Origin of the sequence: Nocardia farcinica, assembly GCF_001182745.1 — a bacterium.
Classification (GTDB): Bacteria; Actinomycetota; Actinomycetes; order Mycobacteriales; family Mycobacteriaceae; genus Nocardia; species Nocardia farcinica.
In genome coordinates this window covers 2,973,884-2,994,304 of record NZ_LN868938.1, presented here as the reverse complement: position 1 = coordinate 2,994,304, position 20,421 = coordinate 2,973,884, and the positions used below count along the sequence as shown (strand labels likewise).

General features: G+C 72.8%; 19 protein-coding genes. 12 read left to right on the top strand and 7 right to left on the bottom strand.

The genetic code is table 11. The annotated features are described in order from the left end of the window. The first annotated feature begins 60 nt into the window (after positions 1–60). A complete protein-coding gene (locus tag AMO33_RS14255; protein WP_197657709.1) occupies positions 61–894 on the top strand; it encodes a vWA domain-containing protein in 834 nt (277 codons plus the stop codon). Between the two features lie 16 nt (positions 895–910). Here AMO33_RS14255 and AMO33_RS14250 read toward each other — a convergent pair whose 3' ends face one another. The 4 genes from AMO33_RS14250 to AMO33_RS14235 all read right to left on the bottom strand — a co-directional run bounded on the left by AMO33_RS14250 (position 911) and on the right by AMO33_RS14235 (position 6,413). Beyond that, entirely contained in the window at positions 911–2,110 is a 1,200-nt protein-coding gene (locus AMO33_RS14250; RefSeq protein ID WP_060592919.1) for an SfnB family sulfur acquisition oxidoreductase, read from the bottom strand. After that, entirely contained in the window at positions 2,107–3,276 is a 1,170-nt protein-coding gene (locus AMO33_RS14245; protein WP_060592918.1) for an LLM class flavin-dependent oxidoreductase, read from the bottom strand. The genes AMO33_RS14250 and AMO33_RS14245 overlap by 4 nt, the downstream gene beginning before the upstream one ends. A 10-nt stretch (positions 3,277–3,286) precedes the next feature. Next, positions 3,287–4,738: an LLM class flavin-dependent oxidoreductase gene (locus AMO33_RS14240; protein ID WP_011207732.1), complete on the bottom strand. Its 1,452-nt coding sequence runs from the start codon at positions 4,736–4,738 to the stop codon at positions 3,287–3,289. Positions 4,739–4,811: 73 nt separating this feature from the next. Further along, entirely contained in the window at positions 4,812–6,413 is a 1,602-nt protein-coding gene (locus tag AMO33_RS14235; protein WP_060592917.1) for a sigma-54-dependent Fis family transcriptional regulator, read from the bottom strand. 230 nt (positions 6,414–6,643) lie between these two features. Here AMO33_RS14235 and AMO33_RS14230 point away from each other — a divergent pair, with 230 nt between their 5' ends. The 5 genes from AMO33_RS14230 (at position 6,644) to AMO33_RS14215 (ending at position 11,465) form a co-directional block, all read left to right on the top strand. Beyond that, the gene (locus AMO33_RS14230; protein ID WP_060593491.1) at positions 6,644–8,125 is read left to right on the top strand and encodes an aldehyde dehydrogenase family protein; all 1,482 of its coding nucleotides are present in this window, start codon (positions 6,644–6,646) and stop codon (positions 8,123–8,125) included. Between the two features lie 133 nt (positions 8,126–8,258). Next, the gene (locus AMO33_RS14225) at positions 8,259–8,456 is read left to right on the top strand and encodes a hypothetical protein (protein WP_060592916.1); all 198 of its coding nucleotides are present in this window, start codon (positions 8,259–8,261) and stop codon (positions 8,454–8,456) included. 3 nt (positions 8,457–8,459) lie between these two features. Continuing rightward, on the top strand, positions 8,460–9,878 hold the full coding sequence (locus AMO33_RS14220) for an amidase (protein WP_011207736.1): 1,419 nt from the start codon (positions 8,460–8,462) through the stop codon (positions 9,876–9,878). Positions 9,879–10,149: 271 nt separating this feature from the next. After that, on the top strand, positions 10,150–10,701 hold the full coding sequence (locus AMO33_RS32325) for a ferric reductase-like transmembrane domain-containing protein (protein WP_197657708.1): 552 nt from the start codon (positions 10,150–10,152) through the stop codon (positions 10,699–10,701). Continuing rightward, positions 10,593–11,465, top strand: coding sequence for a ferredoxin reductase family protein (locus AMO33_RS14215; RefSeq protein ID WP_197657706.1), 873 nt, complete (start codon positions 10,593–10,595; stop codon positions 11,463–11,465). The genes AMO33_RS32325 and AMO33_RS14215 overlap by 109 nt, the downstream gene beginning before the upstream one ends. Here the strand turns inward: AMO33_RS14215 and AMO33_RS14210 are convergent. Together AMO33_RS14210 and AMO33_RS14205 are read right to left on the bottom strand one after the other, a co-directional pair. Then, the gene (locus AMO33_RS14210; RefSeq protein WP_060592915.1) at positions 11,452–12,660 is read right to left on the bottom strand and encodes a hypothetical protein; all 1,209 of its coding nucleotides are present in this window, start codon (positions 12,658–12,660) and stop codon (positions 11,452–11,454) included. The two genes, AMO33_RS14215 and AMO33_RS14210, sit on opposite strands and share 14 nt — an antisense overlap. 72 nt (positions 12,661–12,732) lie before the next feature. Then, a complete protein-coding gene (locus tag AMO33_RS14205) occupies positions 12,733–13,326 on the bottom strand; it encodes an NAD(P)-dependent oxidoreductase (RefSeq protein WP_060592914.1) in 594 nt (197 codons plus the stop codon). 85 nt (positions 13,327–13,411) lie between these two features. Between AMO33_RS14205 and AMO33_RS14200 the strand changes: the two genes are divergently transcribed. Then, entirely contained in the window at positions 13,412–13,786 is a 375-nt protein-coding gene (locus AMO33_RS14200) for a winged helix-turn-helix transcriptional regulator (RefSeq protein WP_240327520.1), read from the top strand. 116 nt (positions 13,787–13,902) lie between these two features. Here the strand turns inward: AMO33_RS14200 and AMO33_RS14195 are convergent, their stop codons facing one another. Next, positions 13,903–14,835: a LysR substrate-binding domain-containing protein gene (locus tag AMO33_RS14195; protein ID WP_060592912.1), complete on the bottom strand. Its 933-nt coding sequence runs from the start codon at positions 14,833–14,835 to the stop codon at positions 13,903–13,905. Positions 14,836–14,939: 104 nt separating this feature from the next. Between AMO33_RS14195 and AMO33_RS14190 the strand changes: the two genes are divergently transcribed. Genes AMO33_RS14190 through AMO33_RS14170 form a run of 5 tightly spaced genes read left to right on the top strand, consistent with a single transcriptional unit; the run spans position 14,940 to position 20,371 of the window. Further along, entirely contained in the window at positions 14,940–16,130 is a 1,191-nt protein-coding gene (locus tag AMO33_RS14190; RefSeq protein WP_060592911.1) for a cytochrome P450, read from the top strand. Positions 16,131–16,179: 49 nt separating this feature from the next. Then, complete coding sequence (locus AMO33_RS14185) at positions 16,180–16,506, top strand: 2Fe-2S iron-sulfur cluster-binding protein (RefSeq protein WP_011207744.1); 327 nt, start codon at positions 16,180–16,182, stop codon at positions 16,504–16,506. Continuing rightward, positions 16,493–17,743, top strand: coding sequence for an NAD(P)/FAD-dependent oxidoreductase (locus AMO33_RS14180; RefSeq protein WP_060592910.1), 1,251 nt, complete (start codon positions 16,493–16,495; stop codon positions 17,741–17,743). Before AMO33_RS14185 ends, AMO33_RS14180 begins: the two co-directional genes overlap by 14 nt. Before the next feature lie 20 nt (positions 17,744–17,763). Beyond that, entirely contained in the window at positions 17,764–18,963 is a 1,200-nt protein-coding gene (locus AMO33_RS14175) for a cytochrome P450 (RefSeq protein ID WP_060592909.1), read from the top strand. Between the two features lie 28 nt (positions 18,964–18,991). Further along, complete coding sequence (locus tag AMO33_RS14170) at positions 18,992–20,371, top strand: MFS transporter (RefSeq protein ID WP_060592908.1); 1,380 nt, start codon at positions 18,992–18,994, stop codon at positions 20,369–20,371. Positions 20,372–20,421 lie beyond the last annotated feature (50 nt).

Here is a 20,421-nt window from a genome sequence, read left to right as displayed (position 1 = left end):
GCTCGCGGAGAACGGACGCTCCCGCGCTCGGAACTGGGCCGCGCCGAGCGTTTCGCCGAATTGTCCCCGGAGGTCGGTGAACTCGACGAGGCGGCGGTGCGCGCGGCGGTCGCCGCCGACCCGGACGCGGTGCTGCCGCTGCTCATGGCGATGCGGCGGGCCACCGACACCGGATTGCGGGACAAGATCAACGCACTGGTGCCGCGCCTGCTGCTCGAACGCGCCGCGGCCGGTCGACACCACGGCGGCGGCAGGCCGCGGATGCGACGGCAGCGCGCCGACCACGGCGGGGATCTGGACGTCGATGCCTCCCTGGAGGCCATCGCCGCCGCCCGCGCCGCGGGCAGGGAGCCCGGCCTGGCCGAACTCACCGCCGCCCGCTGGCACCGGCCGGGTGCGGCGTTGTGCCTGCTGATCGACCGGTCCGGATCGATGGAGGGCGAGCGGCTGGCCACCGCCGCGCTGGCCGCCGCGGCCTGCGCGACGCGTGCCAGGCAGACCGGCACCGAACTGGCGGTGATCGCCTTCGACGCGCGGGCGCGGGTGCTGCACGACATCGCCGCCACCGTGGACCCCGACGCCGTGGTGGACGCGGTGCTCGGTCTGCGCGGCCACGGCACCACGTCGTTGCACGCGGCATTCGGCGCGGCGGCGGGCCAACTGGCGCGGGCCCGTTCGGCGCGTTCGGTCACGGTGCTGCTCTCGGACTGCCGCGTCACCGACGACGTCGACCCGATCCCGGCCGCCCGCGGGGTGCCCGACCTCGCCGTGATCGCGCCGGGCAGCGATCCGGCCGAGGCGCAGCGGTTCGCGGCCCTCGCGGATGCCAGGGTGGCGGTGCTGGATTCGGTCGACGGGTTGCCCGAGGTGCTGGAATCGCTGCTGCGGCACTGACTCCGGGTGGCCGCCGCTAGATCTGGCCGTGGCGCGGTGGCGGCGCGCCGGTGAGGGTGTGGCGGCCGATGTGCTGCACCTTCCACCGCGTCGGATCGTGCAGGGTGTGGGTGCGGGCGTCGCGCCAGTACCGGGACAGGTTCGCCGCCGCCGTCGCGCTGCTGGTGCCGCCGAGCTCGAACAACCCGTTGGTGGCGGCCAGCGCGGCCCGGACGGCGGCCACCTTCGCCGCGGCGACGGCGATCGACGCCTCCGCGGCGCTCTCCTCGGTGGGATTCGCCGCGGCGGCGTCCACGGCGCGGGCCGCCGCGGCCAGCAGGGCCTCGGCGCCGCGCACCGTCACGGCCAGCTCACCGGCCACGGTCAGCAAGGTCGGATCGTCGACCGCCGCGGCCACCCCGGCCTCGAAATGCGGGCGGGCGCGCCGCGCCTGGCACACGCCGGCCGCCAGGGCGCCGGTGGCGATACCGACGTCGATCGCGGTGTGCAGCAACTGGGCTCGCGCGCCGTAGACGGTGGGGCGGGTGAAGATCGGCGAGAACGGCACCACATCGGCGGCGGGCACCGCGACGTCGTCGAGGGTGACCGTGCCCGAGGCGGTGGTGCGCTGGCCCATGCCGCCCCAGTCGTCGAGCACCGTCAGGCCCGTGGCGTCGCGGGGGACGAACGCGATCGCCTTCGGCGTGGCCGCGGTCGGTGCCTCGGCGCCCTCGCTCAGCGACGCCCGCACCACCACCCAGTCGGCGAACAGCGCACCGGTGGCGTAGAACTTGCGCCCGGACAGCAGGTAGTCGCCGGACGGTCGGCGCACCAGCGTGGTGGTGTCGACGTCGATGGGGTGCGGGCCGCGTTCGGATTGCGCGTTGGCCAGCAGCGCGCCCGCGCGGACCTGCTCGTAGAAGCGGGCGCACTGCTCGTCGGTGCCCTGGAGGCGCAGCGCTTCGAGAAACACGAAGTGCGAGTGCGGGATCTGCGCCAGCGACGGGTCGGCGTGCGCGAGGATGCGGAACACCTCGGCCAGCACCGTGGCCGGGGCGGCGGGCCCGCCGTACTCGACCGGCACCGACAGCGCCAGCAGACCCGAGGTCTTCAACGCCGCCACCTGCTCGTCCGGCAACCGCCGCTGCGCGTCCCGCGCCGCCGCGCCCGCCGCGAAATCCGCGGCGAGCGCGGCCGCGACGTCGATCGCCTCCGCGGCCGCGACGATCGTCGTCATCGCGCCGCGCCGACGAACGGGATCGACGCGGGCGCCACCGTCGTCGCCGCACCCGCGAACAGCCCGCGCTCACGCAGGATCGGCACCACCCCTTCGCCGAACCAGTACAGCTCCTCGAGGTGCGGGTAGCCGGAGAAGATGAACTCGTCGATGCCGATCACGGCGTACTCGGCGATGCGGTCGGCCACCTCGGTGTGGCTGCCGACCAGCGCCGTACCCGCCCCGCCGCGCACCAGACCCACCCCCGCCCACAGGTTGGGCGCCACCTCCAGGGCGCGCGCGTCGTGCCAGCTGCCCTCGCGCCGCTGCTGCTCGTGCAACGCCAGCATGCGCCGCTGGCCTTCGGACTGGCTGCGGTGCAGGCCGTGCTGGGCGCTGCGGACGGTGTCGTCATCGAGGGCGGCGACGAGGCGGTCGGCCTGCGCCCACGCCTCGTCGGCGGTGTCCCGGGAGATGGTGTGCAACCGGATGCCGAACCGCACCTGCCTGCCCTGCCGCTCGGCGAGGCCGCGGACCCACTCGATCTTCTCGCGCACGGCCGCCGGTGGCTCGCCCCAGGTGAGGTAGACGTCGGCGTGCCGCGCGGCGACCGGGCCCGCGGCGGCCGAACTGCCGCCGAAGTAGAGCGGCGGAACCGGGTCAGGCAGCGTCGGCAGCGCGGCCTGCTCGACCCTGATGTGCTCGCCGTCCAGCGTCACCGTCTCGCCCGCCCACAGCCTGCGCACGACGTCGAGGAATTCGTCGCAGCGCCGGTAGCGGGCGTCCTTGTCGAGGTGGTCGCCGAAGGCGCGCTGCTCGTGTGCCTCCCCGCCGACCACCACGTTGAGCAGGATGCGCCCTGGCGCGTGACGGGCGAAGGTGGCCGCCATCTGCGCCGAGAGCGTCGGGCTGACCAGACCGGGCCGGAACGCCACCAGGAACGCCAGCGAGGTGGTCTCGCGGGCCAGCAGCGCGGCGGTGACGAAGGCGTCCTCGCACCACGCGCCGGTCGGGATCAGCGCGCCGGTGAAGCCGAACGACTCGGCGGCCCGCACGATCGAACCCAGGTAGTCGATCGAGGCGTCCCGGTCGCCGTGCGCGGCCCCGGCGGGCATGCCGTGGCCGCCGCCGACGATCAGGCGGCTGTCGCCGTAGGTGGGCAGGAACCAGTGCAAACGGATCGTCATGTCGGGTCTCCTATCGCCCGCGCGCGGGTTGGGTCGCGGTGGACGCCGAGGACGACGGCACCGTCGACGGCCGCTCGATGATCGTCGACAGCGGCCCGCCGACCCGGTAGCGGGAGCCGCGGTGGTCGGCGGGCAGGCGGTCGCCCCGGCCGAGCAGCTTGTGCCGCAACGTGCCCGGCGTGTACGCCGACTGGTAGGCGCCGCGCGCGGTGAGCACCGGCACCACGTGCTCGATGAACTCGGCGAACGAGCCGGGCGTGATCGCGTAGGCGAGATTGAACCCGTCCACGTCGGTCTCCTCGACCCACTCCTGCAACGTGTCGGCCACGCGCACACCGGAACCCACGAACAGCGGTCCCATGCCGCCGATCTTGCCCCACTCGGCGATGTCGCGGATCGCCCACTCACCGCCCGCGGGATCGGCCGAGCGGAACGCCGCGACCGCCGAGAGGATCGCGTTGGAATCGACGTTGCCGACCGGTTCGTCGAGGCCGTAGCGCGCCAGGTCCACGCCCATCCAGCCGGACATGAAGGTCAGCGCGCCCTCGGGGTCGCCGTAGGACAGGTACTCGGCGTGCCTGGCCGCGGCCTCCTCGTCGGTGGCGGCGGTGATGACGGTGGACAGATTGAAGATCCGCACCGAATACGGGTCGCGCCCGGCGATCTCGAGTTCCCGGCGGATCGTGCCGACCGTCTCGCGCAGGATCGCCTTGGTCGGGGCGGCGGTGAAGATCGCCTCGGCGTTCTCCGCGGCGAACCGCACCCCGCGGGGCGACGACCCGGCCTGGTAGATCACCGGCGTGCGCTGCGGGGACGGCTCGGACAGGTGCACGCCCGGCACCCGGAAGTGGGTGCCTTCGTGGCCGATGTGGTGCACCTTGGCCGGGTCGGTGAACACCCCGTTCGCGGCGTCGCGGACCACCGCGTCGTCCTCCCAGGAACCCTCCCACAGCTTGTAGAGCACCTCGAGATATTCGTCGGCGTGGTCGTAGCGGGCGTCGTGCGCCGGCTGGTCGGTCTGGCCCATGTTGCGTGCCGCCGCGGGCAGATAGCCGGTGACCACGTTCCAGCCGATGCGGCCCTTGGTGAGGTGGTCGAGGGTGGACATCCGGCGGGCGAACGGATACGGGTGCTCGAAACCGGTGCCCGTGGTGACCCCGAAGCCCAGGTGCTCGGTCACCAGCGCCATCGCCGAGACCAGCAGCATCGGATCGTTGACCGGGATCTGCGCGGCCTGCCGGATCGCGGCCTCGTCACCGGCGCCGTAGACGTCGTAGGTGCCCAGGACATCGGCGATGAACAGGCCGTCGAAGCGGCCGCGTTCGAGCAGCCGGGCCAGCTCGGTCCAGTAGTCCAGGTCCTTGTAGCGCCAGGACTGGTCCTCGGGGTGCTTCCACAGCCCGGGGGACTGGTGGGCGACGCAGTTCATGTCGAAGGCGTTGAAGCGGATCACACGAGTCACCCCGAAAGGCTGCCCGTGTTCGGCGCCCCGGTCACCGGTTACATTCAGCGCGATCGCAACTGCGCCGCGCCGGTCAGTAGGTCTGGATCCGCAGGGTGCGCATCTTCGCGTAGAGCGTGGTGCGGGAGATGCCGAGCTGCTGGGCGGCGCGGACCTTGTTGCCGCCGCAGCCGCGCAGCGCGGCGACGATCGCGTCGCGCTCGGCGCGCTCCAGCCGGGCCAGATCGCGTGGCGGCCCGTCCGGGGCCAGGTGGGCGGGGAAGTCGGCCGGGGTGATGGCGCCGCCCGCGTGCGCGCGCACCGCCCGTTCCAGCACGGCGTGCAGCTCGCTGAGGTTGCCCGGCCACCAGTACCCGCCGAGCGCGCGCAGGGCGCCCGGGGTGAGGTGATGGGTCTTGTCGGCACCGAGCTCGGCGAGCATGGCCTCGGCGATGGCGGGCAGCTCGCCGAGGCGGTTGGCCAGCGGCAGCAGTTCGACCGTCGACGCGCACAGCGCGGGCAGGGCGCGCACGTGGCCGGGCAACCCGTCCAGCGGGCCGCAGGTCAGCACCAGGTGCGGCGCGGTGCCCGAGCGGGCGTGCCGGGTGACGATCTCGATCAGCTCGGGCGGCAGCAGATCCACGCCGTCGATGCACAGCGTGCCCTGCTCGGCGCGGACGATGGAGGCGAACTGCTCGGCCCAGGCCGCCGAGCCGCCGATGATCGCCTGCCCGCCGGTGAGCACGGAGTACGGGCGCTGCGGCGCGTGCTGCCTGGCCGCCGTCGTCCGGCCGGTGCCGGACTGGCCGGAGATGCACACGTGTCCGACCGGCGCCGCGCCGGTGGTGGGTGTGCGCGGAGTGCGGCGCTCGGTGGGCTGGATGTAGATCAGCACCCCGCCGCGGCTGCCCGGCACCCGCTCGGCGGTGAGCACCGCCTGCCCGGAGCGCAGTTCGAGTTCGAGTTCGGTGCTGCCGGACAGGTCGCCGGCCAGGTTGCGCAGCAACGCCATGTCGCTGGTGTCGAGCAGATCGGAGGCGGCCATGTTGGTGACGAACATGTCGTCGCCGACGGCGACCACCGGCCTGCTGCGGCGCGAGGCGGTCTGGAAGGCGGCCAGCAGCACCCGCTCGGAGATCCGGCTGCCCTCGAGCAACTGCTGCTCGATGTCGGCCACGGCCTTGGCGACCAGCGGTGACAGCAGCGGGCTCGCCGACCGGGCCAGCACGGTGATGTCCAGGACGCCCTCGATGCGGCGGGTGGTCGGATGGAAGATCGGGTGGCCGTAACAGCTGAACGCGCGCAGCCGCTCGGCGAAGTGCTCGCCGCCGTGCACGGCGATGCCGGTGCGCATCTCCAGCGCCGTGCCCAGCGCGTTGGTGCCGATGGCCTCCTCGAGCAGCGAGGTGCCCACCCCGATCGCCAGGTCGTCGAAGATGTTCTCGGCGCGCGGGTCGCCGCACCAGCGGTGCACCACCCGGCCCTCGCGGTCGACCAGCACCGTGCACATCCCGGTCTCGGCCAGCCGGTCGTTGAGTTCCTCGATGACCGGCGCGGCGGCGGCGAGCAGATGGCTGCGCGGATCGACGTCGACCACCCGCACGTCGCGCAGCACGGTGTCGGGTGCCAGGCCCGCCAGGGCGGCCCGCCGCCAGGAGCGCGCGATGGGTTCGCGGAATCGGCGGCGCTCGATCAACTCAGTGGTGTAGATAGCACGACCTCCTCGATGTGTCCCAGATCACGGTACCGTGCCCGCGTCGGCGCGCACTGTTCAGGAACTGGACACCGGGCCGTTCGGGGCCGCCGCGCTTGTCCAGTACTTGAACAGTCGGGCGGTGCGGTGCCGGGGAATGTGGTCTGCGACATAGTTCCCTTCCGAACGGAGTGACCGTGACCGACACGCTTTCCGAGGCGTCCGCCTCGACGCTGACCCCCGTTCTGCCCCAGGTGCGCGACTGGCTCGCCCGCCCCAAGCAGTTGTTCATCGGCGGCCGGTGGGTGGACGCCGCCTCGGGCCGGAGCTTCGAGACCGTCGACCCGGCCACCGGGCAGGTGCTGACCACCGTCGCGCACGGCGGCGCCGAGGATGTCGACCGCGCGGTGCGCGCCGCCCGCACCGCGTTCGAGGGTGAATGGTCGCTGTGGACGCCCGCGCAGCGCCAGCGGCTGCTGTTCCGGATCGGCGAGGCCATCTTCGAGCACGCCGAGGAACTGGCGCAGCTGGAATCGCTGGACAACGGCAAGTCCGCCGCGGTCGCCCAGGCGGTGGACATCACCTGGGTCGCCGAACTGTTCCAGTACTACGCGGGCTGGGCCACCAAGATCGAGGGCCGGACCATTCCGGTGTCGATGCCGTGGGCGCCGGGCACCCAGTGGCACGCCTACACGCTGCGCGAGCCGGTCGGCGTCTGCGGGGCGATCACGCCGTGGAACTTCCCGCTGCTGATGGTGGCCTTCAAGCTGCCGGTGGCGCTGGCGTGCGGCAACACCATCGTCGTCAAGCCCGCCGAGCAGACCCCGCTGACCACGCTGCGCCTGGCCGAGATCATGGCCGAGGCCGGGCTGCCCGACGGCGTGCTCAACGTGGTGACCGGCTACGGCGACGCCGGTGCGGCGCTGGCCGGACACCTGGACGTGGACAAGATCGCCTTCACCGGCTCCACCGAGGTGGGCAAGCTGATCGTGGACGCGGCCAAGGGCAACCTCAAGCGCGTCACCCTGGAACTGGGCGGCAAGAGCCCGCAGGTCGTGTTCGCCGACGCGGATCTGGACCTCGCGGTGCCCGGGGTGGCCTCGGGCTTCCTGTTCAACCACGGCCAGACCTGCACCAGCGGCACCCGGATCCTGGTGGAGCGCGGCATCTTCGACGAGTTCACCCAGCGCGTCGCCGACATCGCCGCGGCCAGCAAGCTCGGCCCCGGCCTCGACCCGACCACCGAGGTGGGCCCGCTCGTCTCGCAGGAGCAGCTCGAGCGGGTGACCGGCTACATCGACCAGGGCCTGCGCGACGGCGCCCGTGCCCTGTGCGGTGGGCGCAGGCACGGCGACTCCGGGTTCTACGTGGAGCCGACGGTGCTGGTGGACGTGCAGTCCTCCTTCAGCGTGTACCGGGAGGAGATCTTCGGCCCGGTCGTGGTCGCCACCCCGTTCGACGCCGAGGACGGTGTCGCGGCCGCGGCCAACGACACCCCCTACGGCCTGGCCGCGAGCGTGTGGACCCGCGACATCTCCAAGGCGCACCGCACCGCCCGGCAGATCAAGGCGGGCACCGTGTGGGTCAACGCGCACAACGCCTTCGACGCGGCGCTGCCGTTCGGCGGCTACAAGCAGTCCGGCTGGGGCCGCGAACTCGGCGCCTCCGCCATCGACGCCTACACCGAGCAGAAGACGATCAACGCGCAGTTGTGAGCCGCGCCGACCCCGCCACCGCCCGCGCGCGGGGCGGGGTCTACCCCTTTTCGGGGGTGGAGGCGGGGGAACGCGATCGATACGGTCACCGCAGCCCTGTGATCAGGGACACATCCGAGGTCAGGAGTGGATTGTGGGTGATCGATCAACGGCCCGTCCGCCCGCGCGGGTCGCGGAACTGGCGGCCTTCGCCCGGCTGCCGTTGCCGGACGAGCGGCACGACATCGTCGGCGCGGCACTGGATTCCGTCTACGGCGAGATCGACCGGCTGCGCGAGCTCGAGCTCGGCGACACGCCGCCGGCTACCGCCTTCGACGCGCGGTGGAGGTGAGCCGTGCGGCCCTGTGATCTGACGCTGAGCGAGGCGAGCGAGGAGATCGCCGCCGGCCGGTTGTCCCCGGTCGAGCTGACCGAGTCGGTGCTCGACCAGGTGGCGCGGCACGAACCCGTCATCGGCGCGTTCTCGGTGGTCACCGCCGAGGCCGCGACCGTGCAGGCCGCGCGGGCGGCCGAGGAGATCGCGGCGGGCCGGCGCCGCGGACCGCTGCACGGCATCCCGATCGGGGTCAAGGCGCTGGTGAACCGCGCCGGAGTGGAGACGACCTCGAGTTCGCGCAGCCGCGCCGGGCACGTCCCCGAGGACGACGCGGCGGTCGTCGAACGGCTCGACCGCGCGGGCGCGGTGCTCGTCGGCCAGACCCACACCCACGAATTCGCCTACGGGGTGGTGACTCCCACGACGCGCAACCCCTGGCATCCGGACCACATCCCGGGTGGATCCAGCGGCGGGTCCGGCGCGGCGCTGGCCGCGCGCATGGTGCTCGGCGCGATCGGCACCGACACCGGCGGGTCCATCCGCATCCCGTCCGCCCTCTGCGGCGTCACCGGCATCAAGCCGACCTACGGGCGGGTCTCCCGCTACGGCACCACCTCGCTGAGCTGGTCGCTGGACCACATCGGGCCGATGGGCCGCACCGTCGCCGACAACGCGCTGTTGCTGGGCGAACTCGCCGGTTTCGACCCGCGCGATCCCGCCACCGTGGACGCCGAGGTGCCCGACTACCGCGCGAGCCTGGTCGCCGACGTGCGCGGCATGACCGTCGGGGTGCCGACGAACTACTTCTTCGACCACATCGATCCCGAGGTGGAGGCCGCCTACCGCGCCGCCGTGCACGTCCTCGCCGACGCGGGCGCGCACGTGCGCGAGGTCGCGCTGCCGCTGCCGGAGCAGTACATGCCGGTCGAGTACGCCGTCTTCGTGGCCGAGGCCAGCGCCTACCACCAGGAGGCGCTGCGCGAGCGGGCCGACCGCTACGAGGCGGACGTGCGGCTGATGCTGGAGGCGGGCGAGATGGTGCTCGCCACCGACTACATCCGGGCGCTGCGGGCCAGGACGTTGTTGCAGCAGGGCTGGCGGGAGATGTTCGACGGCCTCGACGCGGTGCTGGCGCCGACCGTTCCGCGCGCGGCCGCGCCCGCCGGACAGGGTGAGTTCACCTGGCCGGACGGGATGAGCGAGCCGCTGATCAACGCCTACGTGCGCACGTGCGCGCCGGGCAATCTCACCGGCCTGCCCGCCATGTCGGTGCCGTGCGGTTTCACCGCCACCGGTCTGCCGATCGGCATGCAGATCATCGGCAAGCCGTTCGACGAAGCGACGGTCCTGCGGGTCGGCCACACCTACGAATCGGCCACCGACTGGACGCGCCGCGCGCCGGACCTGATCGCGGACGTCAGCGAAGCCGGCGTCTGACCCCGCGTTCGCGCGACCGCCGCACCGTCGTCGCCCCACGACCAGGCAGGCGTCGCACGGTCGGCCGCACCGGGTACCGCACGCGCCGAGGTGCCACTCCTGATGAGGGGGGAGTGGCACCTGCGGCTCCCGACAACCCGCATCGTCGTCGCCGTGACGCCGCGGTCCCGGGGAACACGCCGGGTCGAACGGCTTCGGCATCGGCCGGGCGGGCTAGCGTGGAACGAGCGCCGGCCGAGCGCGGCGGAACGCCCTTCGATCGGAGGTCGCGGTGTCTGTGGTTGTTCGGGGTATCGGGTGGATCACGCTGTACGTGGCGGTGGCGGTGGTGCCGCTGATCTTCGCCGTCGTCGGGCCGGTCGAGGGCGGGCGCGGCTTCTGGGTGGAGTTCTCGGTGGCGCTGGGATTCGTCGGCATGTCGATGCTCGGGGCGCAGTTCGCGCTGGTCGCCCGGTTCCGGTCGATGGCGGCGCCTTTCGGTGAGGACGCGCTGGTGCAGTTCCACCGCCAGATCTCCGCCGTGGCGCTGGCGTTCGTGCTGGCCCACCCGGTCCTGTTGCAGATCGGCGGCATCGACATCGTGGCGCTGCTGAACCTCGCCGAGGCGCCGTGGCGGGCCCGCTTCGCGGTCACCTCGACGGTGCTGCTGCTGATCGGGTCGCGACCTCGGTGTGGCGGCGGCGCCTCCGTATCCGCTACGAGGTGTGGCAGGTCGTGCACGGGGTGCTGTCGGTGGCGGTGGTGGGGTTCGCGCTGGGCCACATGCTGCTGGTCGGCTACTACCTCGACGCGGTGTGGAAGGTGTGGTTGTGGGTCGCGATGACGCTGGCGCTGGTCGGACTCCTGGTATGGGTGCGGGTGGTGGCGCCCGTGCGGCGGATGCGGCGGCCGTGGCGCATCGAGGCGGTCACCCCCGAACGCGGTGATGCCACCACCCTGACCCTGGCGCCGGTCGGGCACCCGGGAATCCGGTTCGCGCCGGGACAGTTCGGCTGGCTCACCGTCGACCGTTCCCCCTTCGCGATCACCGCGCATCCGTTCTCGTTCTCCTCCAGCGCCGAGGACCACGACCGGGTGGCGATCACCATCAAGGCGCTCGGCGACTTCACCGCCACCGTCGGCGACATCGCCCCCGGCACCCGCGCCTACCTCGACGGTCCGCACGGGGTGTTCACCCCCGACCGCAACGAAGGTCCCGGCTTCGTGCTGATCGCGGGCGGTGTCGGCATCACCCCGATTGTCTCCATCCTGCGGACCATGGCCGACCGCGGCGACCGGCGCCCGTTCCTGCTGCTCTACGCGGTGCGCACGGTGGCCGAGCAGACCTTCGACGCCGAGATCGACGCCCTCTCCCGCCGTCTGGACCTCACCGTCGTGCTCGTGCCGCAGGACCCGCCGCCCGGATGGCCGGGCGAGTCGGGGTTCGTCGACGCCGCGCTGCTGCGGCGGCACCTGCCCGACCGGCACGAGCGCCGGCAGTACTTCATCTGCGGCCCGGCGCCGATGGTGACCGCCGTGGAGGACGCCCTCGCCGCCCTGGACGTCCCGGCCGAACGCGTGCACACCGAACGCTTCACCTTCGTCTGACCCGGGAGGCCCCGTCATGCGCCACACCTACACCACCCGCGCCGTGTGGGTGATCACCGTGCTCCTGCTCGCGGCCTGCCTCTGGTTCGGGCTCGCCCTGGCCTGACCCGGGCACGACCTGCCCGCCGAGCCGCACGCCGATCCGGTAGGACAACATCGCCATGGTGAACAGGCCGAGCGCGACACCGACCAGCGCGCCGAACCCTTCGGTCGCGAAGTCGGCGAAGGCGTTGAGGACGGTGAAGATCAGCGCGGCGATGCGCAGCGCGTGCAACGGCCACAGCGGCCCGTCGGGGCGGTAGCGCACGATCGCGGGCGCGGCCACCAGGAAGGTCAGGCAGGCGCTGGTGAACAGGATGGCCTCGGCGATGCCCATCCGTCCGATGTCGAGAGTGGTGTCGGCGGTGTCGAGTTCGAGGCCGCCCAGCGCGAGTTGCAGGATGCCGACCGCGATGCCCACCGCCGCGGACACCACGAGCAACCAGCCGAGCACCGGCACCCACCGCGGACTGCGGAACATCGCGGGAACCAGCCGGGGCAGACGCTGCCTGACCGCGTACAGGCGGTCGACCCGGTGCCCGGCGGAATCGAGCAGCAACCGCACTCCCCGCACGGCGCGCGGGTCGGCGCCGCCCAGCTCGGCGCGGGCCAGCATCCGCTCGGCAGCCGCGCGCCGGTGCTCGGGCAGGCCGCCCGCCGCACCCGCCGCGGCGATGGCGGCGGCGTTGGCCAGGTACTCCTCGACGGTGGGCGCGCGGACCAGGCGCACCGCCCGGTTCGCCACCAGCACCACCAGCACGAGCACGTACATGATCTCGGCGGCGGGGCCGTAGAAGTAGTCGTTGTCGGCGGTGACGAATTTGCCGACCTCGTCGAGGAACAGTCCGAACCCGATGCCGCCGATCAGCACCGCGACGCCGCGGGCGGTCTCGCCGAGCACGAGCCAGCCGACCAGCAGCGCGACCATCATCGCCGCGCCGCCGTAGAGGGCGTGCGCGATGTGCAGTGACCCGCCGCCGACCTGGGGGTAGTTCGTCAAGGCCAGGTAGAGGCGGGTCACCAGGATCGTCGTGATGGCGATGATCAGGAACGCTTCCGCGGCCGCGCTGCCGTATGCGTTGCGCACGACCCTTGTGCGCCGCCGGATCGGTCGCCGGATCGCCGCCGTGTCCTCCGCCGCGATGTCGTGCGCCACAGGCTCATGGTTCCATGCCGCACCCGCGCGGCGCAGCGAAAGCGGCCGACCGGCGAACGCCGGGCAACCCGTTCAGTTGGCGACCGTGAACCGGGTCCTGCGGTGCTTCGGCTGCTCGAGCTCGTCCCACAGCGCCACCGCGTAGTCCTGCGTGGAGACCCGCTCGCCGACCAGTTCGTCGCCGCCGAGCCGGTAGTTGCCGGTGCGCTCGCCGGGGGCGATCACCGGCGCGGGCGACAGGATGGTCCAGTCGACGCCGGGGTCGGCCGCGCGGAACAGCTCGAGCACCCGCGCCGCGGAGGTCGCTTCGGGCAGGTAGTCGGCGGGGAAGTCCGGCGTCTGGAGCAGGGGAGTGCCCTCGACCAGGGTGCTGCCCGCGCCGCCGACGAGTACCAGGCGGGTGGGCAGCGGGGTGCGCGCCAGCCGCTCGTGCGCGGCGACCCACGGCTCGTGCGATTCGCCGGTGCGCGACGGTGGCACCGACACCACGATCGCGTCGACCTCCTCGGCCAGCCCGGCCACGTCCTCGAACCGGGTCAGGTCGGCGGTCACGTCGGCCGCGCCCGGCCGCGAGGAGACGGTGCGCACCTCGTGCCCGCGGCTGCGACCTTCGTCGACGATGGCGGAGCCGACCATGCCGGTGGCCCCGAAGACGGCGATCTTCATGTGCTTCCTTTCGAGTAGTCGTGAACCTGCTGCCGACATTGGTATCCGATTGATACCGATGACTTCAACGTGCCATAGTTTCCTTGTGGAAAGTGACCTGGTCTACGACGTCATGGATCCCGACTGCCCATCGCGGCCGATCCTGCAACGGCTCGGCGGCAAATGGTCGATGCTGGTCCTGCAGGCACTGGCCGACGGTCCGCTGCGCTTCACCGGCCTACGCGCCACCGTTGCCGGAATCACCCCGAAAGTGCTCACCCAAACCCTGACCAGCCTGGAACGCGACGGCCTGCTCACCCGCACCCACTACCCCGAGATCCCGCCCCGCGTCGAATACGCGCTCACCCCGCTGGGCCGCGACGCCCTCGTCCCCCTGATCGCCATGCGCCGCTGGGCCGAGGCCAACGCCCCCGCCATCCGCGCCGCCCAGCAGGCCTACGACGCCCGCGGCGACGGCTGATCGGTCCGCACACCTCCGGGCCCGAGCAGGGCCTTCAACTCCCCCAGCAGGGCCGCCGAGATCGCCACCGGCTGCTGGGCGCCGCCCGCCGATCGGGCGCTGTTCGGGGTTCGGGACTAGGCCGGTGCGCTGTGGTGATTGCGCGGGTCCAGGTGGTCGGCGTGGCGGGTGGCGAAGTCGACGAGGGCGGCGGCGCGGTCGGTGAGGCGGACCTGGCGCGGCCACATCATCAGCACATGGCCGCTGTGGCTGGGGGATTCGATCTCGCGCAGCGCGATCGGCAGGCCCTCGTAGGAGCGGCTGATGGCGGGCCGCTGGATCAGCACCGAGTAGCCGAAGCCGCGGGCGACCAGTGCGCGGGTGAGTTCGAAATCCGAAATACGTTGTCCGATACGCGGTTCCACGCCGACGTCGGTGAACAGTTGCAGGGTGTGCTGCGCCGCGGGCGGTAGGTCGAGCAGGATCATCGGCTCGCGGGCCAGCTCGGCGATGGTGACCGTGTCGCGGCGGGTGAGCGGGTGGTCGGTCGGCAGGATCGCGTACGGGGGTGCGCGGTAGAGCAGCACCGAGTCGAGGCCGTCGGGCAGGCCGATGTCGTACCCGATGGCCAGGTCGAGGCCGCCGACGAGCAGGCGTTGCGGGAGTTCGGCTTGGCTGCCGGTGACCACGGTCAGGTCGACCCTGGGGTGGTGTTCGCGCATCCACTCCATCAGCAGCGGCACCACGGTGGGGGCGATGGTGGAGTAGCAACCCAGCAGCAGCGGGCCGACCAGCTCGGTGCCGCCACCGGCCGCCGCGAGTTCGAGCTCGTCGGCCTCGCGTAACAGCCCGGCGACGCGCTGGTGCAGGTAGCTGCCGGTCGGGGTGAGGGTGATGCCGTGCGCTTTGCGCCGGACCACCAGCTGGGTGCGGAGCACGCGCTCGAGATCGGTGAGTGCCGAGGCCACCGCGGTGGGGGTGACGTGCAGCGCGGCGGCTGCGGCGGAGATCGAGCGCGCCTGCGCGACGGCGGCGAAGTACTCCAGCTGGCGCAGGGTGTAGCCGGGCATATGCGAACCATTTCTGTGGTGTTTGGAAGGTTTTTTGAACTTTACCTGTGGAGGTGACCGGGCCCACACTGTGTCCCATCGGGTATCGAGGAAGGTGAGCGAGGATGACTGTGAAAACCGCTGCGGCACGGGCGATCCCGACCGCGGAGGACGTGACGATCGCGCAACTGTACGCGGATCCGTACCCGATCTATCAGCGGTTGCGCGCCCAGGCCCCGATCCACTGGGTACCGGCCGTCAACCGCTTCCTGGTGCTCGGCTACGAGGCCTGCCACGAGATCGAGCTGGATCAGCAGCGGTTCAGCGCCGACGAGACGGGCTCGTTGATGAAGCGCTCGATGGGCCACAGCATGCTCCGCAAGGACGACCCCGAGCACGACGCCGAACGCCGCGCCTACGGCGGCGTGCTGCGCCCGAAGGCGATCAAGGACCACTGGAACGCGCTGTTCGCCCGCAACTACGCCACCTACGCCGCGCGACTGCGGGCCGCCGGGCCGGGCGCCGACCTGGTCGCCGAGTTCGCCGCGCCCTACGCGGCGGAGAACCTGCGGATGATCCTGGGTTTCGCCAACGCCACCGAACAGGACCTGCAGCGCTGGTCGCAGACGCTGATCGACGGCACCGGCAACTACGCCGACGACCCCGACGTGTGGGCGCGGGCCGAGCGGTCCTCGCGGGAGGTCGACGCGGCGATCGACGAGATGCTGCCCGCCCTGCGCGCCGAGCCGGACGGCAGCCTGCTCGCGGTGCTCGGCGCCTCGGGCATGCCGATCGAGTCGCTGCGGGCCAATCTCAAGATGACCATCGGCGGCGGCCTGAACGAGCCCCGCGACGCGATCGCCACCACGGTGTGGGCGCTGCTGACCCATCCGGCGCAGCTGGCGGCCGTGCGGGCGGGCGCGCGCTGGTCGGACGCGTTCGAGGAGTCGGTGCGCTGGGTCGCGCCGATCAGCATGTACCCGCGCGAGGCCACCGCCGACACCGAGGTGGCGGGCATGGCGGTGCCCGCGGGCGCCCGGCTGGGGGTGGTGGTCGCGGCGGCCAACCGGGACCCGGCGGCGTTCACCGACCCGGAGTCCTACGACATCGACCGCCCGCGCAAACCGCACCTGGCCTTCGGTGGCGGCAACCACTTCTGCGCGGGTGCGTGGGTGGCGCGCGCCTCGGTCGTCGGGGTCGCGCTGCCGCGGTTGTTCGCCGACTTCCCGGGCCTGCGCCCCGATCCCGACCGCCCCGCCACCGTCGGCGGCTGGGTCTTCCGGGGCGTGCTGAGCCTGCCCGTCCACTGGGGCTGAGCACCCCTGCCCACCCTGTGAACCCCCGACCAGCGAATCGAGGAGAGCCATGCCCAAGGTGACCTACCACCATCCCGACGGCACCGACACCGTCGTCGACGCCGACGCGGGCAGCACCGTCATGCACGCGGCGGTGCGCAACGGCGTGCCCGGCATCGTGGGGGAGTGCGGCGGCCAGGCGATGTGCGCCACCTGCCACGTCTACGTGCGCGAACCGTTCCTGTCGCGGTTCGCGCCGATCAGCGACGACGAGGAGGAGATGCTCGACTGCACCGCCGCACCCCGCGACGAGCGGCGCAGCAGGCTGGGCTGCCAGCTGTCCCTGCCCGCCGACCTCGCGGAGGTCGAGGTCGAGGTGCCCGATGCCCAGATCTGAGGCGACGCGGGTGGTGATCGTCGGGGCCGGGCACGCCGGGGTGCAGGTCGCCGACGCGCTGCGCGCGGGCGGGCACACCGGCCGGCTGACGCTCGTCGGCGACGAACCGTGCCTGCCCTACCAGCGCCCGCCGCTGTCCAAGGAACACCTGGCGGCCGAACCCGGCGCCGAGCCGTTGCCGCTGCGCGGGGCGCGCTACTTCGCCGACCACGGGATCGACCTGCGCACCGGTACCGTGGCGGTCGCGGTGGACCGGCGGGCGCGGCTCGTCGGGCTCGCGGACGGCCGCGAGATCGGCTACGACGCACTGGTTCTGGCGACCGGTTCGGTCAACCGGCCGCTGCGGGTGCCCGGCGCGGAACTGGCCGGCGTGTACGCGCTGCGCACCCTCGCCGACGCGCGGGCACTGCGGGCGGCGCTGGCCGCGGCGAGTGCGGTGCTGGTGGTGGGCGCCGGCTTCGTCGGGCTCGAATTCGCCGCCGTCGCCCGTGCCCGCGGCCTGCCCGTGACGGTGCTCGACGCCGGTTCGCGGCCGCTGGCCCGCGCGGTGTCCGAACCGATCTCGGCGCACGTCGCGGCGGCTCACCGGGCCGCGGGCATCGATCTGCGCCTGGGCGAATCGGTGGCCCGGTTCGTCGGCGCGGACGGGCGGGTGCGCGGCGCGGTCGGCACCGGCGGGACCGAGTACCGGGCCGATCTGGTGCTGGTGGGGATCGGCGCGGCGCCACGGGTCGAGCTGGCCGAGCGGGCCGGGCTGGCAGTGGCCGACGGGATCGTCGTCGACGGGCGCCTGCGCACCGCCGACCCGGCGATCTACGCCGTCGGCGACTGCGCCGCGCACCCGCACCCGCACGCCGGGACCCGCATCCGGCTGGAATCGGTGCAGAACGCCACCGATCAGGCCAGGCATGTCGCCGCCGGCCTCCTCGGCGCCGAGCACGACTACGCCGACCTGCCGTGGTTCTGGAGTCACCAGGGCGCGGTGAAAGTGCAGATCGCCGGCCTGCGCAGGCCCGGTGACGACACCGTGACCCTGGGTGACCCGGCCACCGGCCGGTTCTCGGTCTGCTGCCTGCGCGAGGGCGACCTCGTCGCGGTGGAATCCGTCGGCCGCCCCGCCGACCACATGGCCGCCCGCAGGCTCCTCGCCGCAGGCCCGGTGCCCGCACCGCCCGACCTGACCGATCCGGCGTTCAGCCTGAAGCGCTGCGCCGCGGCACTCGCCCCCGCTCGCTGAGCGATCCCCAGGAGTCCCGGATGACAACGACGTCAACGCCCGCCCCGGTCGCCGACTGGCTCGACCCCGCCGAACTCGCGGCCGACCCCTACCCGTCCTATCGCCGGCTGCTCGCCGAGAGCCCGGTGGCGTGGGCGCCCGCGCTGGGCCGCTACCTGGTCACCTCGTTCGCCGGGTGCCGCGCCGTCGAGGACGACCAGCAGACCTTCAGCGCCGCGGTGTCCGGTGGCGGCGCCACCATGCGGCGCGCCCTCGGCGGGGTGCCGATGCTGCGCAAGGACGACCCGGAACACGCACGCGAACGCGGGGCGGTCAACCCGGCGCTGCGACCGAAGAACCTCCGGGAGCAGTGGGTTCCGGTCTTCGAACGCACCGCACGCCGATATCTGGACCGGCTGCGCGAGCGCGGCCCGGACGCGGCCGACCTCGATCGCGACTACGCCGCCCCCGTCGCCGCGCAGAACCTGGTGGATCTGCTCGGTATGAAAGACGTTGCGCCCGAAGACATGCGGCGCTGGTCGCACGCCTTCATCGCCGGCACCGGGAACCTGCTCGACGACCCGGAGATCTGGCGGCGCTGCGAGGCCGCGCGCGACGAGGTCGACACGCTGCTCGACGAGCTGATCCCGTACTACCGGCGTCACCCCGACGCCTCGATCACCTCGGCCATGATCGCCGCCGGACTGTCCGCCGAGCAGGTGGCGGCGAACGTCAAGCTCACCGTCGCGGGCGGCATGAACGAGCCGCAACACATGGTGACCAACACCGTGTGGGCATTGAGCAGGCACCCCGACCAGCGCGCGCGGGTGCTCGCCGGTGAACTCGGGTGGGCGGCGGTGTTCGACGAGACGGTGCGCTGGCTCGCCCCGATCGGGATGTATCCGCGCGAGACCACCCGCGAAGTCGAGCTCGCCGGCGTCGTCCTGCCCGCGGGCGCGGCGCTCGGCGTCGTGGTCGGGGCCGCCAACCGCGATCCCGCCGTCTTCACCGACCCGGACCGGTTCGACATCACCCGCCCGCGCCGTCCGCATCTGGGCTTCGGCAGCGGCGTGCACCTGTGCGCGGGGCACTGGGCCGCCCGCATCGCCATCGGCGAGATCGCCGTCCCGCTGCTCTACGCCGAACTGCCCGGCCTGCGCACCGACCCCCGCCGGCAACCCGCCTTCCACGGCTGGGTGTTCCGCGGCTCCACCGCGCTGCCCGTCACCTGGGATCACTGAAAACCCTTCACCCCCCCGAGGAATCAGCATGAGTACCGCAACCTCGTCGTCGACGCCGACGACGTCCGCGCGACGGGTCGCCGCCGCGACCGTCATCGGCACCACCATCGAGTGGTACGACTTCTTCATCTACGGCACCGCCGCGGGCTTGGTGTTCTCCGAGCTGTTCTTCGCCCCGGCGGGCTCCTCGATCGGGCTGGTGCTGTCCTTCGCCACCGTCGGCATCAGCTTCGTGTTCCGCCCGCTGGGCGCCTTCCTGGCCGGGCACTTCGGCGACCGGCTCGGGCGGCGCGCCATCCTGGTCGCGACCCTGCTGACGATGGGCATCTCCACCAGCCTCATCGGTCTGCTGCCCACCTACGCCTCGGCGGGCGTGCTCGCCCCGATCCTGCTGATCCTGCTGCGCATCCTGCAGGGCATCTCGGCGGGCGGCGAATGGGGCGGCGCGGTGCTGATGGCGGTCGAGCACGCCCCCGCGGACCGGCGCGGCCGGGCAGGCGCGTTCCCGCAACTCGGCGTGCCGTTCGGCATGGTGCTCGCCTCGGGGGTGACCGCGCTGATGACCGGTGTCGTCGCACCCGGGCAGGCCTACCTGGACTGGGGCTGGCGGGTGCCGTTCCTGCTGAGCGTGGTGTTGATCGGCGTGGGCTACGTGGTGCGCCGCACCGTGGACGAGAGCCCGGTCTTCGCGGAACTGGCGGCGGGCAGGCAGCGCGCGAAGGTGCCGGTGCTGACGCTGTTCCGGCGGCACGGCCTGCTGGTGCTGCTGGCCGCGCTGGTCTTCGCGGGCAACAACGCCGCGGGCTACATGACCACCGGCGGCTTCATCACCAGCTATGCCACCGACCCCGACGGACCGGTCGCCCTGGACCGGACGCCGGTGCTGGTGGCCATCACCGCAGCGGCGGCGCTGTGGGCGTGCACCACCTACCTGTCCGGATATCTGGCCGACCGCTACGGCCGCAAGCGCACCTACCTCGTCGGCTACGGCAGCCTGATCGTCACCGTGTTCCCGATGTTCCTGCTCGTCGACACCGGTGAGATCGGCCTGCTGTTCCTCGGCCTCGCGCTGTTCACCGTCGGACTCGGACTGGCCTACGGGCCGCAGGCCGCCTGGTACGCCGAGCTGTTCCCGGCCTCGATCCGCTTCTCCGGCGTCGCCATCTCCTACGCCCTCGGCGCGATCCTCGGCGGGGCCTTCGCCCCGATGATCGCCGCCGCCCTGGTGCGCACCACCGGCAGCGTGCTCGCCGTCGGCGGCTACCTGCTGGTCATGTTCGTCCTGGCCGTCGCCGCGGTGCTCGCCCTGCGCGACCGCCCCGGCCTCGACCTGAGCCCCGCCGGCGAACTCGACGGCGAACCGGCAGTGCCGGGTGCGCGGATGCCGGACCGGGTGCGGGCGGTCTGACCGCGCGTCGTGGCGACCCGGCCTGCCGCGGCCGGAGCTGCCCGAGACGG

Excerpts from the sequence above, each read along its gene's own strand:
- AMO33_RS14190 (WP_060592911.1), top strand. The coding sequence starts at position 14,940 with ATGACTGTGAAAACCGCTGCGGCACGGGCGATCCCGACCGCGGAGGAC.
- AMO33_RS14175 (WP_060592909.1), top strand. The coding sequence starts at position 17,764 with ATGACAACGACGTCAACGCCCGCCCCGGTCGCCGACTGGCTCGACCCC.
- AMO33_RS14170 (WP_060592908.1), top strand. The coding sequence starts at position 18,992 with ATGAGTACCGCAACCTCGTCGTCGACGCCGACGACGTCCGCGCGACGG.
- AMO33_RS14205 (WP_060592914.1), bottom strand. The coding sequence starts at position 13,326 with ATGAAGATCGCCGTCTTCGGGGCCACCGGCATGGTCGGCTCCGCCATC.
- AMO33_RS14250 (WP_060592919.1), bottom strand. The coding sequence starts at position 2,110 with ATGACGACGATCGTCGCGGCCGCGGAGGCGATCGACGTCGCGGCCGCG.
- AMO33_RS14180 (WP_060592910.1), top strand. The coding sequence starts at position 16,493 with ATGCCCAGATCTGAGGCGACGCGGGTGGTGATCGTCGGGGCCGGGCAC.
- AMO33_RS14185 (WP_011207744.1), top strand. The coding sequence starts at position 16,180 with ATGCCCAAGGTGACCTACCACCATCCCGACGGCACCGACACCGTCGTC.
- AMO33_RS14245 (WP_060592918.1), bottom strand. The coding sequence starts at position 3,276 with ATGACGATCCGTTTGCACTGGTTCCTGCCCACCTACGGCGACAGCCGC.
- AMO33_RS14195 (WP_060592912.1), bottom strand. The coding sequence starts at position 14,835 with ATGCCCGGCTACACCCTGCGCCAGCTGGAGTACTTCGCCGCCGTCGCG.